The 15853-nt window shown below is 42.2% G+C and carries 16 protein-coding genes and 1 pseudogene; 7 read left to right on the forward strand and 10 right to left on the reverse strand.

Going from position 1 to position 15853, the window contains the following annotated elements:
• Positions 1 to 118: 118 nt before the first annotated feature.
• Together OGM63_RS28490 and OGM63_RS28495 are read right to left on the reverse strand one after the other, a co-directional pair.
• On the reverse strand, positions 119 to 550 hold the full coding sequence (locus tag OGM63_RS28490) for a hypothetical protein (RefSeq protein WP_263749105.1): 432 nt from the start codon (positions 548 to 550) through the stop codon (positions 119 to 121).
• Between the two features lie 322 nt (positions 551 to 872).
• A complete protein-coding gene (locus OGM63_RS28495) occupies positions 873 to 1043 on the reverse strand; it encodes a hypothetical protein (RefSeq protein WP_263749106.1) in 171 nt (56 codons plus the stop codon).
• 69 nt (positions 1044 to 1112) lie between these two features.
• On the opposite strand from OGM63_RS28495, the gene OGM63_RS28500 reads away from it, so the two are divergent.
• The 5 genes from OGM63_RS28500 (at position 1113) to OGM63_RS28520 (ending at position 4837) form a co-directional block, all read left to right on the forward strand.
• Entirely contained in the window at positions 1113 to 1778 is a 666-nt protein-coding gene (locus tag OGM63_RS28500; RefSeq protein ID WP_263749107.1) for an Alr1449 family protein, read from the forward strand.
• 390 nt (positions 1779 to 2168) lie between these two features.
• Positions 2169 to 3116, forward strand: coding sequence for a M48 family metallopeptidase (locus tag OGM63_RS28505; protein WP_263749108.1), 948 nt, complete (start codon positions 2169 to 2171; stop codon positions 3114 to 3116).
• Between the two features lie 238 nt (positions 3117 to 3354).
• The gene (locus OGM63_RS28510) at positions 3355 to 3954 is read left to right on the forward strand and encodes a hypothetical protein (protein ID WP_263749109.1); all 600 of its coding nucleotides are present in this window, start codon (positions 3355 to 3357) and stop codon (positions 3952 to 3954) included.
• A gap of 131 nt (positions 3955 to 4085) precedes the next feature.
• Entirely contained in the window at positions 4086 to 4373 is a 288-nt protein-coding gene (locus OGM63_RS28515) for a type II toxin-antitoxin system HigB family toxin (protein ID WP_263749110.1), read from the forward strand.
• On the forward strand, positions 4373 to 4837 hold the full coding sequence (locus OGM63_RS28520) for a hypothetical protein (protein ID WP_263749111.1): 465 nt from the start codon (positions 4373 to 4375) through the stop codon (positions 4835 to 4837). Before OGM63_RS28515 ends, OGM63_RS28520 begins: the two co-directional genes overlap by 1 nt.
• Before the next feature lie 10 nt (positions 4838 to 4847).
• Here OGM63_RS28520 and OGM63_RS30120 read toward each other — a convergent pair.
• A pseudogene (locus OGM63_RS30120) lies at positions 4848 to 5033 on the reverse strand (hypothetical protein); the annotation flags it as partial.
• 139 nt (positions 5034 to 5172) lie between these two features.
• Between OGM63_RS30120 and OGM63_RS28525 the strand changes: the two are divergent.
• Positions 5173 to 5466 (forward strand): BrnT family toxin, encoded by a 294-nt coding sequence (locus OGM63_RS28525; RefSeq protein WP_263749112.1) that lies wholly within the window; start codon positions 5173 to 5175, stop codon positions 5464 to 5466.
• Between the two features lie 426 nt (positions 5467 to 5892).
• On the opposite strand, the gene nifD is transcribed toward OGM63_RS28525, so the two are convergent.
• The 7 genes from nifD to nifB all read right to left on the reverse strand — a co-directional run bounded on the left by nifD (position 5893) and on the right by nifB (position 13770).
• Complete coding sequence (nifD, locus tag OGM63_RS28530) at positions 5893 to 7335, reverse strand: nitrogenase molybdenum-iron protein alpha chain (RefSeq protein WP_263749113.1); 1443 nt, start codon at positions 7333 to 7335, stop codon at positions 5893 to 5895.
• Between the two features lie 169 nt (positions 7336 to 7504).
• Entirely contained in the window at positions 7505 to 8383 is an 879-nt protein-coding gene (gene nifH / locus OGM63_RS28535) for a nitrogenase iron protein (protein ID WP_318528565.1), read from the reverse strand.
• Between the two features lie 383 nt (positions 8384 to 8766).
• Entirely contained in the window at positions 8767 to 9123 is a 357-nt protein-coding gene (locus tag OGM63_RS28540; protein WP_263749116.1) for a group I truncated hemoglobin, read from the reverse strand.
• Positions 9124 to 9264: 141 nt separating this feature from the next.
• On the reverse strand, positions 9265 to 10173 hold the full coding sequence (gene nifU, locus OGM63_RS28545; RefSeq protein ID WP_263749117.1) for a Fe-S cluster assembly protein NifU: 909 nt from the start codon (positions 10171 to 10173) through the stop codon (positions 9265 to 9267).
• 141 nt (positions 10174 to 10314) lie between these two features.
• Entirely contained in the window at positions 10315 to 11523 is a 1209-nt protein-coding gene (gene nifS / locus OGM63_RS28550) for a cysteine desulfurase NifS (RefSeq protein WP_263749118.1), read from the reverse strand.
• A 296-nt stretch (positions 11524 to 11819) separates the two neighbouring features.
• The gene (locus OGM63_RS28555) at positions 11820 to 12155 is read right to left on the reverse strand and encodes a DUF362 domain-containing protein (protein WP_263749119.1); all 336 of its coding nucleotides are present in this window, start codon (positions 12153 to 12155) and stop codon (positions 11820 to 11822) included.
• A gap of 178 nt (positions 12156 to 12333) precedes the next feature.
• Positions 12334 to 13770 (reverse strand): nitrogenase cofactor biosynthesis protein NifB, encoded by a 1437-nt coding sequence (gene nifB / locus OGM63_RS28560; protein ID WP_318528563.1) that lies wholly within the window; start codon positions 13768 to 13770, stop codon positions 12334 to 12336.
• 1105 nt (positions 13771 to 14875) lie between these two features.
• Between nifB and OGM63_RS28565 the strand changes: the two genes are divergently transcribed.
• On the forward strand, positions 14876 to 15820 hold the full coding sequence (locus OGM63_RS28565) for an NAD(P)-dependent alcohol dehydrogenase (protein ID WP_263749120.1): 945 nt from the start codon (positions 14876 to 14878) through the stop codon (positions 15818 to 15820).
• Positions 15821 to 15853 lie beyond the last annotated feature (33 nt).

Consider the following 15853-nt stretch of genomic DNA (forward strand, 5'->3'; position numbering starts at 1 on the left):
AGCGTTTGATTAAAAGCATTCGCATCGATAAATTGCTATCTCCTTCAGGTAAAGTCCATAGGGTGTGAAAGTGATCGGGCAGTAGAATGTGGTGCGTTGCGCTGTGCGATAACCCACCCTACTTTGTGGTTGTTGCTTTGTTGCCATTTTTGCTGCCGTTGCCGTCCACACTGGCAACCAATGACGGTTGCTGTGTAGGAGTTGGCAATTCACCTCGCAGTGCCTTGCGACGGTGGTTCTTGGGAACTCCTCCTGCCATGCCGTACTCTACACTGCTTTTGCCATATCGAGTAGCAACTGCCATTAGCATATGCTCTGCGATATCTCCCAACTCGCTTTCTGTTTCCAGCATTTCACGATATAATTTATCCAGATGGGAAAGAGCACTGTTGTACGCATTTTCTCTAGTTCGCATCGTCTCAATCAGGGTTGAGAAAGCAGTCAGGGTGAGTCCATTGCCTAAATCTAAACTCGGATCAATTGAGTTGATGCCAGCCGCACGACGCACTGCTTTTTCTAACACTATAGAGGTTCTTTTTCTACGAGCCATGATATACACCTTGTAATACAGTACGATTAATATTCTTTACTTTAAAAGACTTCCGTATAGATCGGCTTGAGAGAATTTCGGCAAATATGCAATGATTTTTGATACAAGCGCGATAGTTATCATTAGGCATTTCCAGAATCATACGTAGAGACGCGAAATTTCGCGTCTCTTGGGGTTTGTTGACGCATATTTAATTTTCACTCCTATGTCTATTAGGCATCTCCAGAGTCATACGTAGAGACGTAGCTAGCTTACGTCTCTACAAAGGTTTCGGGTAACGCATAATTAAATTCGGTCGATGTCTATTAAGTGTGCAAATTACTTAAATGAGTAAGTCAAATGCCATTTTGAGTAAGTCAAATGTCATTTTGCTTGGGGAAAACACCATTTTGAGTAAGTCAAAAGGCATTTTGAGTAAGTCAAATGCCATTTTGCTTGGGTAAAACACCATTTTGAGTAAGTCAAAAGGCATTTTGAGTAAGTCAAATGCCATTTTGCTAACTAAATTAGACTTTATCTATCTTTTTGCGCTGCACTCAGCAGTAGTAGGAGGTATGGTGCGTTGCGAAGAGCGACAACACACTACCAATTTGATATTATTAACGAAGTGAGCGATCGCACCGATCTAGGCAAAGAAAGCAAAAACACTATGGCAAAGCGTAAAAAAAGCAATCTCCAGTGGATTAAAGAAACGCTTGAACTAAAACCCGACCATCGTTGGGAATCTCCATCAGGCTATAATATTTTTGTGCTAGATCGAGGATCTGTTCGCTTCAATGTTCCCCAAAATTGGGTTTTGGAGCCACAAGAAAAATCGTTCAAGTTTCTCGATAAAAAATCGCCAGACGATGATTGCTGTTTGGAAGTATCTTTCAATCGCTTGCCACCCAACGACTGGAGCCAGTTTCCGCTAAAATCAGCCTTGAAAAAAGCGATGGAAGATGACAGTCGTGATGTCATTGAGCGGGGAGAAATATTCACCATCAAGCGGCAAACTGCCCGGATTGTCTGGACAGAAATTAAGTTTATCGACACCCAAGCAGAACCACGGGAAGCTTTTTCGCGGACTTGCATTGGTTTGGGGTCAAATGTTCAGTGCTTGATTACATTCGATTATTGGGCAGATCAAGCAGAGCAACTAATACCTGTTTGGGATGAAGTAATGCGTAGTCTCACCCTAGGGCTGTATATCCGCGATCCAATGACTGGTGTAGCTTTCCCAGACTGAACAACAAGGTAATACAGATGATTCATTACTTGGTCATCCATTAGACAACCGATGTGGAAATTAATTATGCGTTACCCAGACCCCCTAAAGACGTAGCAATGCTACGTCTCTACATTTTTTCCACTTCTTGTGTCTTTTTGTTTGAATTGTGTATCAAATAAAGCAAGTGTAATTTAAGTAATAGGCGATCGCTGTATTTAGTTTAATAAAATATAAAGCAAAAAAGTTTTTTAATTTACACTTTTGTGGAAGCAAGAGAAGTAAAAAATTCCTTCGTTTTCTAATTAACAGAGTTATCGCTCAATTCAGTTAGCGATCGCATCCACACGAAAGCACTTTATACTTAGTTTTGATTGGCTCCAAAGACAGTTACAAATGCGCGCAACTTCTATGACAAGAAAAGTACTAACTGGATTAAAGTCAGACGTTTATGAACATCCCTTCGACCGCAAAGCGCTGGCATCTTTGGAGAAAATGCCCGGAGTGCCTTTGCTGATGAAAAAAGTCAACGAGTATGGCATTGATCGCTTGCTTCGACTTCGATGCTTGGGTGCTGATTTTCGAGTCACATCCAAGAATTTTCCGGTGTTGCATTTATCGTTGGTAGAAGCTTGCCGCGTTTTGGAGACACCTTTACCGGAACTGTATCTGTGTCGCGGTACGGGACATATCCGCACTATCACAATCGGGGTGGAAAATCCGATCGTCAACGTCAATTTAGAAACATACGAATGGCTCTCACCAGAGGAACTAGTATACGTTATGGGGCATGAAATTGCTCACATAAAAAGCCAGCATATGCTTTATCACCAAATGGCATTAGTGATGCCAACCATAAAAGGCTTAATCAACTCCGCAACATTGGGCTTGGGTGGCTTGGCAGCTAGTGGGATGGAAGTTGCATTCTGGAATTGGTTGATGATGGCAAGGTTTACCTCCGATCGAGCGGGGTTACTGGCTTGTCAGGATGTGAATATAGCTGTAACCACATTGATGAAACTGGGGGGACTGCCAAACGAACATTTGACACCAGTGGTGAAAACCGAATTTCTCAATCAGGTAGAGGAATTTACAAGCAAGGATTTGGATAATCCGGATAAGCTGATGAAACTGCTAAGTTTTAGCGAATCGAACAGTTCCTGGATCATTCTCCGGGCAGCTGAACTATTAAAATGGGTCAATTCAGGTGAGTACGAAGCGGTGAAAAGCCAGCCTAACCTAAAGATATCAGAAATTAACCAGTCAGACACAGACGACCAATTAGAGAAAGAAGATCAATTAGAAAAAGAGGATAAAGCCGAAAACGAGAAGGATTGGAATTTCTTGACGAATTGGTAAATCAAGTAACATGGTCTCAGGTTCATGGGTTTACATCGAAAATGAAGATGAAAAACTTTAAATTATAGGATATACAGGAAATGGGTAGCGATCGCACTTTCAACCCAACCATAATCGCTTTCCCAAATTAACCGCGATCGCGCTTCGCATTTTACACATAGGACAACTCTACAACAGGGGTAAAATACAAGCAATTCCCTTTTATTAAAAACGTCATATACTCATTCTGTGCAAAACTATGGCGTACAGCGATTTTACTCTAGAAAAAGCTGCGGCTGTTTTGGGAATCACCACCCAAGAAGCCGATCTGTTTCCCAAGCTTGTACCTCTTTCTATTCCTTCGTGGTTAAATGAAACTTTAGGAAAGCGAACCCAATTAGCTCTGATTAGTGAAAAGGCTCGGAGCGAATTTATTATTGTCCCGATTTTACTAGCCTGTCGCGATCTCAGCCAACATAGCTTGGCTATTTTCTCTGGACAAAGACTTGACGTTGATCCTGCACAAGGTTTGATTGGGGAATGTGATTTTATTTTAGCAATAGCTCCACCTTTACCACCGTTGCGATCGCCAATTCTCACTATTGTGGAAGCGAAGAAAAATGATGTTGAAGCTGGGTTAGGACAGTGCATCGCGCAAATGGTGGCAGCGGATTTATTCAATCGTTCATCTGGACAAGCAGAAATAGCTGTGTATGGATGTGTGACAACAGGAGAAGTATGGCAGTTTCTGCAACTTTCGCAAAAAGTGGCTTTGCTTGATAAGCAAAGATTTTACTTGGATAACGTAGGAGCTATTTTGGCAATTGTACAGAGAATTGTTCAACAATTCAGTAGTTAATTTGTGTAACACTTTGTTCTCGCGAGTGGATGAATTTACTTTTGAGTTGGGGCAATGATTAAAATATAAAATTAGCGATCGCAGGTGAGTTATATGGATGACAGAATTATTAAGACATCAGGGGTTTTTAGATGCACGTTATTACTCGTAAACGGCTGAATGAATTTGCTAAACTTCATCCAGATACAAATAACGCCTTAGTTCAGTGGTATCGATTGGTCAAGGGAAATGAGTTTGCCTCATTTGTGGAACTCCGCGAAATGTTTGCCTCAGCAGATCAAGTCGGTAAATTGACAGTGTTTAATATTGGTGGTAACAAAGTTCGACTCATTGCCGCAATTCACTACAACCGCCAAAAAGTCTACATTCGGGCTGTGTTAACGCATTCAGAATATGATGAAGGAAAGTGGAAGGAATAATGCAAAGCTTAAACCTAGATAAAACCATCACTGCTTGGTCATCCATTGCCGAAAACGTCTTTGTTCCTCACACAGAACAGGAATATGAACGCTTGATTGAGATCCTTGATTGTCTCATCGATCAAGTTGGTGAAGACGAGACGCATCCGCTTGCGTCTTTAATGGAAGTTATCGGTGTTTTAATTGAAAACTACGAAACTGAACACATTCCGGAGTTAAGTGAATATATTTCAAAACGCGAACATTTAATTCACAAACTCAAAGCCAAAGACTCCACAGGACGTTGGGCTTATTATTTCGTTTTAGTAGAAAGTGAGTTAGAACAGGCATTTCTGCAAGCACTTGAGTCTAATAAGAGCATTAATATTGAGGATTATGGAAAAGTCGTTGCCTCCTGTTATGAGCAAGAACCTGACAAGAGCACTAAAGCAATGCTCCAAGAAAAGTATGGCTTCATTGTTTAACCCTTCTCTATTAGAGCTTAAGATATAAGTGCATATCACACAAAATCTCTGTGATGCGATCGCTCATAAAGGCAATTAAATCATCTTTATTACCTGCGATCGCCAAAATATTGCAAATTCCACGAGTCATCTGGAAATCTGCGGTTCTTTCAATACTTACATAAATCGTATGCAAAATGTTTCGGGTTGCTGTCCGGTTGGTGCTACTTTTTCTGCCACCGCAAAAAAGGCTTGCATTATATTATGATGTTAAAGTGCGATCGCTACCTCAGCAAGCCCTATGTAGTCACATTACAGTTTTCATATTAATTGTCATAATTCGATAGAATTAGTGTATGAAGTTTGAATGGGATCAGCAAAAAAACGAGGTTAACATTGCAAAACATGAACTGGATTTTGCAGATGCGTATCGGATTTTCAGACTACCACTTCGGATTTCTCTCGATGACCGTCAAGATTATGGAGAAGATCGATTAATTGGGCTGGGAATGCTTGATGGACGTATTGTAGTTGTGGTTTTCACAGAACTAGACGAGAAAACAATCCGAATTATCTCACTTCGTAAAGCTTTACCTTATGAACGAAAACGCTATGAACAATATCTCAAGAACGAACTGGGAGAAAGTTGATTCGCTGACAGAAGAAGAGATTGATACATCCGATATTCCTCCCTTAACTGAAGAGTTTTTTAGCAAGTCTCGATGGTGGAAGCCTGTTGCGTCAAGTCATGTTCTTGTTGAGATAGATCCTGAAACATTGGCTTGGTTCCAGTCTCAAGGTGAAGATTATGGAAAGAGAATGGCAGCAGCATTGCGAATCTATGCAGAAGCTCACCAAATGGGGCAAAAGTAAAAAGTTACTAGATGAACGCGATCGCACCAACGGTCTAGCCGATCGCACTATTTAATCTAAAAAATCGTCATTAAAAATAGTCTTTTATTTGACAGTTTTTCTTTAAGCAAAATGCAATTCAAATCTAAAAACCATACTCCATAAGAGTTATACTGTCTAAAGCATCAAAACAGATTGTTCCTAGATAATCCTGCAACCTAAATTTAGGCTAGAAATAGGCTCTTTTTTCTGCCACCGCTAAAAAACCTTGCATTATATGATGTTGAAGAGCGATCGCCAAGCTCGGAGTAATCCCAAGAGTGCATTTGACGGAAAGGAAGACCCATCTTTTGGAAGACATACTTCTCTTTCACACCAGAAGCTACGAGGTCAGGCTTCAGCGCTTTGATAAACTCTTCAAACTCATATGCGGTAACGTCGTCATAAACGATGGTGCCGTTTTCGATGTAGCCAGTGGTACGTTTGTAATCGTCGTTATGACCGAACTCATAACCTGTACCAATCATCTTCATTCCCAAATCTTGGAATGCGGGTACAACGTGACGGGGACGCAGACCACCAACCATCATCGCGACAGTCTTACCTTCCAAACCTGGACGATATTTTGCCAGGATCGCATCCATCGTTGGCTGATATTTAGCGATGACCTTCTCAGCGTTTGCTTGAATCTTCTCGTCAAATTTAGAAGCAATTTCGCGTAAAGATTCAGCAATCTTGGTAGGACCAAAGAAGTTGTATTCTAACCAGGGAATACCGTAGGTTTCTTCCATGTGACGGCTGATGTAGTTCATCGAACGGTAGCAGTGAATCAAATTCATCTTCACGTTCGGTGTCATCATCATTTCATTGATGGTGCCATCACCAGACCACTGAGCGACTACGCGCAAGCCGAGTTCTTCTAACAAAATGCGGCTAGCCCAAGCATCACCACCGATGTTATAATCACCGATGATTGCGACATCGTAGGGGGTAGACTCTAATTGCAGTTTGCCGTCTTTCTTGTCTTTATCTGCCTTAGTAAAGACCCAATCGCGCACTGCGTCGTTAGCAATGTGGTGTCCCAAAGACTGAGAAACACCCCGGAAGCCTTCGCAACGCACAGGAACAACAGGCTTTTCAATCGCTTTTGCTGCTTTTTTAGCAACAGCTTCGATGTCATCCCCAATTAGACCGATGGGACATTCAGATTGAATGGAAACACCACGGTTGAGAGGGAAAAGTACATCGAGTTCTTCGATTAGCTTTAAGAGTTTTTTGTCACCACCGAAAACGATATCTCGTTCTTGGAAGTCGGAGGTGAAGTTCATGGTGCCAAAGCTATCTATACCTGTGGTGCCTATATAATAGTTACGACGACCAGACCAAGACCAGTAACCACAACCTACAGGACCGTGGCTGATGTGGATCATGTCTTTGATGGGACCCCAAACCACACCCTTAGAACCTGCATAAGCACAACCACGAGCGGTCATTACACCAGGAAGAGATTTGATGTTAGACTTAACGCCGCAGTCAGCTTTGCCTTCTTCAAATACGTTTAAGTGCTTTTCCCGTTTTTTCTTGGCTTTGTCGGGGTAAGCTTCGAGAACTTCTTTAATTAGTTCTTTTCTTTCTTCGATGATGTTCTTGTTTTCTGGAGGTGTCATATTCTGCCTCAGTAGGTCTTAAGGATCTGGGAATAAGGAAGGGAAGGGCACATTTTATTGCTGATCTTCCCCTGAGGGGTTGGGGACTTGTAGTCCCCTAAGGGGTAGAAGGTAGGGAGAAAGTAAAAGGGAAATTATGCAATTTACTCCTTTTTTCTTTGAAAACGACTTATGCTACAGGAGCTTCGATAGCACTCTTGCCAACCATCTTCTCTGTATTTTCATCGCTTTCGAGAACACCAAATTCAATCAACAATTCTTCTAGCTCTTCCATTTCGATGGGTGTGGGGATAGCTAGATTTTTGTTTTCGATGATCTTTGTAGCTAATGCACGATATTCTTGACTTTGATTGCTGTCAGGTGCGTACTCGTTAACAGTCATCCGACGCAATTCTGCGTGTTGAACGATGTTGTCGCGAGGTACATAGTGAATCATTTGGGTGTTCAAGCGTTTTGCCAGGGTTTCGATTAGTTCGATTTCCCGGTCAACGTTACGGCTGTTACAAATCAATCCACCCAAGCGCACACCACCAGTGTGAGCATATTTCAAAACACCGCGAGCGATGTTGTTAGCCGCATACATCGCCATCATTTCACCAGATGTAACGATGTAGATTTCTTGTGCTTTGCCTTCACGAATAGGCATTGCGAAACCGCCACATACAACGTCACCTAATACGTCGTAAGATACGAAGTCAACGTCTTGGTAAGCACCGTTTTCTTCTAAGAAGTTAATAGCGGTGATGATACCACGACCAGCGCAACCTACACCAGGTTCTGGACCACCAGATTCTACGCAACGAACGTTGCGGAAGCCGGTGAGCATGACTTCATGAAGTTCTATATCTTCAACAGCACCACGTTCAGCAGCCAATTGGAGAACGCTTGTTTGAGCTTTGCTGTGCAGCATCAAACGGGTGGAGTCAGCTTTGGGGTCGCAACCCACAATCAAAATGCGCTGACCCATTTCTGCCATAGCTGCAAGGGTGTTTTGAGAGGTGGTAGATTTACCAATACCGCCTTTACCGTAGAAAGCTATCTGTCTAATTTTTTCATCAACGGACATGATTGTTTTGCTCCTGCAATTGGTTGATTAATGGGTATGCAGCGTTTGTGTGATGGGTTCACTTATCCGATTTACAGCGCTGACCGCTTTGAAGAACGTGCCTGGAGGCGATCGCTCTCCCACTAAAATTATTGAAAGCATCGTCGTTTCCTCGTTAAATTTGTTTTCTTTTGGTTTTATGATTATTTTTTATCACTGGTCATTAGTTTTAACTAATGACCAATGAACCTAAGAATTAGGCACTTTACAAATACGTCATAATCTGTATCAGTGCTTAATAAGAAGTAGAACTTGACCCGCGTTTTGCCCCAATTCAAAATTACAATCTTCTTTTAGAATTTAGAATTTTGAGTTGGTAGCAGGGACTACTTGTTTAAAATAGCACCCTTCAATTTGTCAACACGAGCAACTGCGGCGTTTGTGTCCTCTTGTGAAGCACCAACAGAAGCCATTGATGCTTTCAGATGAGAAACGATCGCATCGAAGTGTGACTGCTGTAGATTCATCCCTGTGTGGGTTGCTTCCATTGTGCGTCCCTTGTATTCGTTGGGACCTTCAAAAATTTGAGCGAAGAAAGCAACTTGATGCTTGCCTTGCTTTTCCATATCTGTTTTAGCAAAAAACGGTTGGAGGGTGTTATCTGCTAAAATACGTTTGTGGAAGTCCTGGACTACTTTATCCAGAGTTGGTTTTCCGCCAAGTTTATCGTACAACTTGTCCATATCTTTCTCCTTTGAAGCGAGTTGGATGACTAATATGTGCTGTCTTTTGTCAGTAGGACGGAAAGATCGCAAGTTATTTGGGTCAAATCCTACTTTCTGTACTTGGCTTATACTATGACGTATTTGTAGAGTACTTAAACCTTAAAACAATGGCTCAACTGCTTCAACGACTATGCTTTGAGAAATGCGATCGCGCAATCTCGCTTCAATCGCAATTTTCAAGGTTGCAGTACTGCTAGAACAAGAACCACATGCACCTTGGAGTAGAACCTTGACCCGATCGCCTTCGACATCGTACAGTTCGACATCTCCACCGTCGGCTAGCAATACAGGTCTAACTTCTTCATCCAATACTTTTTGAATGAGTGCGATTTTTTGGACAGTCGTCAACGCTGGTTTAGCAATTTCTGTAACAACCCCGCTTTTATGACTTGCAGGAGCGGCGATGGTCAGTGCAGATTCCCTTTGCACATCTCTAATTATATCATCAATAGTCGCTAAACAAGATCCGCATCCGCCACCGGCTTTAACGTAATTTGTTACTTCCTCTGCGGTGATAAGACTATTCTCTCTGATTACGCGGCGAATCTTTGTATCGCTGATGCCAAAACAGGTACAAATTAGCGCTCCTTCATCATCATCGTCATGAACTTCGCGCTCAATGCCGCGATAATTAAAGATAGCAGCTTCTAAAGCTTCTTGTCCCATTACCGAACAATGCATTTTGGCTTCAGGAAGTCCACCTAAATAATTAGCGATGTCTTTGTTTGTGACTTTTAGTGCTTCATCAAGAGTTAAATCTTTAACTAACTCAGTCAAAGCACTACTTGAAGCGATCGCACTCGTACAACCAAAGGTTTGAAAGCGTGCATCAAGAATCTTGTCTGTGTCAACTTGAACTTTTAGATGCAATCTCAAAGCATCACCGCAAGCAATACTACCGACTTCGCCAGTAGCAATTTTAACATTTTGTTCAGCAGTTTCTTCAATTTCACCCTGATTTTTGGGATTGTAGAAGAGTTCTAATACTTTGTCTGTATATTCCCACATAAGTTGATTTTAGATTTTAGATTTTAGATTTTGGATTGGGGAGTGGTGAGTGGGGAGTGGGGAGTGGGGAGTGGTGACAAGACACAAGAAAAATCTTCACTCTTCCCTACTCCCTACTCCCTATTCCCTACTCCCTAATAATTAGCGATGAGCGAGTGTTTGTTCTTGTGCTTGCAACCAACCTGCTTGATCGTTTTTGAAGGGTGACATATCGCGCAGACGTTGGATAATATCGGGCATTACTGCGATAACTTGGTCAATTTCGGCTTCTGTTGTGTAGCGGCAAAGGCTGAAGCGAATTGAGCCGTGTAAAATGGTGTAGGGTAAGCCCATTGCTCGCAGAACGTGAGAGGGTTCGAGAGAACCAGAACTACAAGCTGAACCGGAAGATGCACAAATGCCGTGTTGGTTTAAGTAAAGGAGAATTGCTTCACCTTCGATATACTTGAAGCCGATGTTGGTAGTGTTGGGTAATCTCTGCGTTGTATCGCCGTTCACTTCGCAATCGGGGATTTTGGTGAGTATGGCTTGTTCGAGGCGATCGCGCAATTTTCTTTCTCGTTTTGTCGCTTCTTCTAAGTGTAACGCTTCCAGTTCCGCAGCTTTGCCCAAGGCGATAATTCCGGGAACGTTTTCTGTCCCTGAACGGCGTCCGCGTTCTTGTTGTCCACCAATTAGGAAGGGACGGAATCTTACACCGCGTTTCACATACAAAACACCAATTCCTTTTGGTGCATGTATTTTATGACCGGACATCGTAAGCATATCGATGGTGCTGGTCTTCATGTTTAGCGGGATTTTACCAACCGCTTGCACCGCATCTACATGAAATATAGCACCATACTCTTTGACGCGCAAGCCAATTTCCTCAATTGGGAAGATTACACCGGTTTCGTTATTAGCGTACATAATCGTCACTAAAGCGGTGTTACCTGTCAGGGAGGCTTCTAGTTCATCTAGATCCAACTGTCCCTGACCATTCACTGATAAGTAGGTAACGGTGTAACCTTGAGTTTCCAGTTGTTTGCAGACATTTAGCACTGCTGGATGTTCAACTTGGGTGGTGATGATGTGACGCTTTTCGGGTTGCGCTAACAATGCAGCACGAATGGCAGCGTTATCACCTTCTGTACCGCAACTGGTGAAGATGATTTCTGAGTCATCACATCCCAGTAAGGCTGCAACTTGTTGACGCGCTTGCTTTACGGCTTTACCGACTTGCCCACCAAAGGTGTGCATACTCGAAGGATTACCGTAAAAATCTGTCATGTAGGGCATCATTGCCTCTACTACTTCTGGATCTACTTTGGTTGTGGCGTTGTTATCCAGATAAATGCAGTTCTTTTGCATTGGTTTTTACTTAATTTAAGAATAGCGCAAATTTGTCTTTATATTGAAGGTTTTTAGAGGTGTAGCAATCCTATTTGAAGAGAAACGAACCGCCAAGAAGCCAAGAGCGCCAAGGAGGAGGAAGGAGAGAGTTTTTAGGATTGGTAGTGTATGAAGTGTAATAGTAGCAAATAATTAGCGATCTTTTATTACTCTCGTCAGATTAAATTTGAAACCCTATTTTCAGATTAGTCCGCGAAGGCAAACGAGCGTTTGTGTAGCCGCGATTTTAATCGTCGGGATTTCTTCAATTTTAGTTATTTGCTGTTGATTTTTTGCAATTGCTCGGAGTATTTTTGGGAATAAGAGTTAAACCAAGTTTCCCAATAATCTGGTTCTTTTTTGAGATTTTTAACTATACTGTTGTAAGTGTCAAACCATGATTCCCAATAATCGTTTGGCTGTTTAACGCAACCGTTGCAAGTGGGACAACCGGCTTGACATTGAGGCACGCTATAAACACTATCAACGCAGTTTGTGCAAAGGTCGGGGTCAATTGAGTGCTTTCCGTCAATTATTTTTATTGCACCAACTGGACATACAGTCTCACAAAGATTGCAGGAAATACATTGGCTGGTAATTTTGTAAGCCATGATTATTCTCCTTATTATATTAGGGGAATGGTGGTAGGAGTGTTGTTGGGTGTTAGTGGTTAGTTAGTAGTGAGCGGTTTACCGCTCGTCGCTCTTGGATTTTAACGGCTTAAGCTGTTACTACGTTAAGGAGCGTTTATTTATGCCTATCTACTAACTACTAACCACTAACCACTAACTATTGCTTATTCCATTGTTGGTAAAACTCTAATGCAACTTTTTCGATGACATCGTAGCTTTCAACAGTCTGTATTCCGACTGCTTGTAATTTTTCTTTGGGAGATTCGCCAATTTTGGAGACTAAAACTGCTTTGCAATCTGCGATCGCTTCTATAATTTTTTCTAGTGTGCCTTCTTCTCCATATCCACTTTGGCAGAAGTGGTCTATTTTGCGATGGCTGACAAAGCGAGCTTCGTTACCATCTACTTCGTAAATTTGGAATTCTTTGGCATGACCGAAGTGTTGATTTACTAATCCGCTACCTTTGGTTGCGACTGCAACTAAGATTTTCGGACTGTTAGCAATTTTCTTGTCAGCTTTGGCTTTTTCTTTGGCTGCTTTGATTTCTTGTTGGAATTTCTCAATTCCTGCGTGAACCTCTTGACGTTTAGCCAAGTCGTATTCTGGTGTTATTTCCAAGAATTTGTCTTTGGTAAATTCTTGGCTGCGGTCTTCTCCTAATAATCCTACCGCATCTGCACGACATTGACGACAATGGCGCATCATTTTCATGTTGCCGGAGCAATCATCTTGAACTGCTTTGAGTTCTTTGGGTGTGGGACCACGCTGTCCGGTTAAGCCGAAGTGTGTACCGTGTTCTGGTGCAGAAATCAACGGCATAATGTTGTGCAAGAATGCACCTTTGGAGCGAATGACTTTATTTACTTCTACCAAATGCTCGTCATTAATTCCCGGAATCATCACGGAGTTGACTTTGCATAAGATGTCAGCTTCTTTCAAAGCTTGGAGTCCTTCCATCTGCTTTTCGTGCAGAATCTTGACTCCTTCAATGCCTCTGTAGCGCTTGCGGTTGTAATGAACCCAAGGATAAATCTTGACCCCGATTTCTGGGTCTACCATGTTGATGGTGATGGTGACGTGATCGATATTAAGTTGTTTAATGCGATCGACGTATTCGGGAAGCATCAATCCGTTGGTTGACAGACAAAGCTTGATATCTGGTGCTTGTTGGGCAATCAACTCAAATGTGCGGAAGGTCTTTTCTGGATTCGCTAGTGGATCTCCAGGACCTGCGATTCCCACAACTGTCATTTGAGGAATTTTGCCTGCAATTACCAATGCTTTGTGTGCTGCTTCTTCGGGTGTTAGCAATTCGCTAACTACTCCGGGACGACTTTCGTTCGCACAATCATATTTCCGGTTGCAATAGTTGCATTGAATGTTACAAGCCGGCGCAACTGCAACGTGCAGCCTAGCGTAGTGATGATGTGCATCTTCACTATAACAAGGATGTTTGGCAATGCGCTCTTTGGTCTTTTCGTCCATTTCGACGACGTGGCTAGTATCGCTCTTACGTCCGCAACCACCGGATTTTGCTTTGGTTGGTTCTGTGATGACGGTGGTGTTGATAATTTCTGTAGACGGTAGTGTCATTGAATCTCGCAAAAAATCGGTGGACTGTGACTGCCACTATGGGAGATGGAAGTACTACCTGTAGAATCGAAGTCGCGTCTTCTACTCACTTTGTCTGATGACTCAGGTCGTAAAACCCTGGTTTGCGACGTCGGCTGGTGTGTGTCAACGTTTGAATCTTGGTTTGTACAGCCCGCGACTTCTATTTACAGGATATGCTGCTATCTCATCCCTCCACTCACTAATCGCTCTTCTATCTGGGAGGAAAATAAGCTGTTGTCGTTGTCGGAGCGCTTAGTGATTGGCGATATAAGATTTATATCAGTCGTTCTCAAGGTCGTTGAAGCGGCTAGTATGGATAGAATTTATTGAATTAATTAAGCTTGTACTCAAAATATGAAACCCACTTTCCATCTGAGTTTCAAGAATTAAAAAATATTTTTCCGGGGTTAGGTACTAGTATTTTCTGATCGGGGTACTAGTATTTAGGGAGTAGGGTGCAGGGGTTCGATGTACTCAACTCTAACTCAATCCTCATAAGGATTAAAGCAGAATTTTACCTTTTTTTTATCTCTCTTAGGTTGTACTCAAGCTAGCCTTAAATGCATCAAAAAATACCATTTTTGGCATATTTAAGGAGCGAAAATCCGGAGTAGACTGATTTGGACTACTCCAGATTATTGCGAAATCAATTCTGTATACAACATATCATTTTTTTGAGGGAAAAAATGCAGTTTATTTTTTTTTAATGTTTTGGGGAATGTTAATGAGATTAAGTTGCACGTAAAAGTGGGTTTTGATGGGGCAAACCCGGTTATGTAGGGAGATGCAGCAATGCGGATATTTTGCATTTTTTTGGGCGATCGCGCTGCCGTATTTGTAATAATCCCATTCCAGATGATAGATTACCAGATAAAATCTGTAATGTTCCGCGAATGTTGTAAAAGTTATCCTAGGCATAACCTACGTTAAATACTCTCCTGGTTCGTAGTGAGCGGTTTACCGCTCAAATTAACGGCTGAAGCCGTTACTACGTTAAAGAGTGTTTATTTATGTCCGTATAGTTATTAACAAACTAGTGTTTTCTTAGTTACGTCAAAAAATTGCGGTAGTTAAAAGGGAAATTATGAAAGCGATCGCTATTCGTGGTTACGGTTCGGTTGATGTGTTGCAGTATGAGGATTTACCAACACCGAAAATAAAATCAGATCAGTTGCTGGTCAAGGTTCACGCTTCTAGTGTTAATCCGGTTGATTGGAAAATCCGTCAAGGAATGTTGCAATTGATTACGGGTTATTCTTTCCCGAAAATTTTGGGGTTTGATTTGTCGGGTGAAGTGGTAGAGGTTGGCTCTGATGTGACGCTCTTCAAACCCGGAGACTTGATTTATGCTTGTTTAAGTGTTGCTTTGGGGGGAGCTTATGCAGAATACGCTGCTGTTCCCCAAAGAGTTGCGGCAATGAAACCGGCGAATATGACCCATGAAGAAGCAGCTTCTTTACCTGTAGCTGCGGGTACTTCATTGCAAGCTTTGCGAGATTTGGGAAACATCCAACCGTTACAAAGCGTCTTAGTAAATGGTGCTTCGGGTGGTGTGGGTATTTTTGCAGTGCAACTTGCAAAGATTTTTGGAGCTCAAGTAACGGCTGTTTGCAGTAGCAAAAACTTTGATTTGGTGAAGTCTTTGGGAGCCGATCGCTTGATTGATTACAAGCAACAAAATTTCATTCAAGATGCTGCACGCTATGACATTATCTTTGATGCGGTAGCGAAAGAATCGTTTTCTAGCTGCAAAGAAGTTCTTAAACCCAACGGTATTTATATAACTACATTACCTACACCTGACGCTTTTGTGCAAGGTGCTTTGACTGCGCTGATTCCTGGCAAAAAAGCTAAATTCATTCTTTTCAATTGCAATACTCAGGACTTGACTTATCTTAAAGATTTAATTGAGGCTGGGAAAATGCGAACAGTAATTGATCGCACATTTCCTTTACAAGAATTAGCAGCAGCGCATACATACAGCGAAAGTGGTCGAACCGTCGGGAAAATTGCGATCGCGATCGGCTAGAAGAGAAGGGGAGGAGGGGGAGATGGGGGGAAC

Origin of the sequence: Plectonema radiosum NIES-515 (assembly GCF_025753815.1) — a bacterium.
In the GTDB taxonomy this organism is placed as follows: domain Bacteria; phylum Cyanobacteriota; class Cyanobacteriia; order Cyanobacteriales; family Nostocaceae; genus Hassallia; species Hassallia radiosum_A.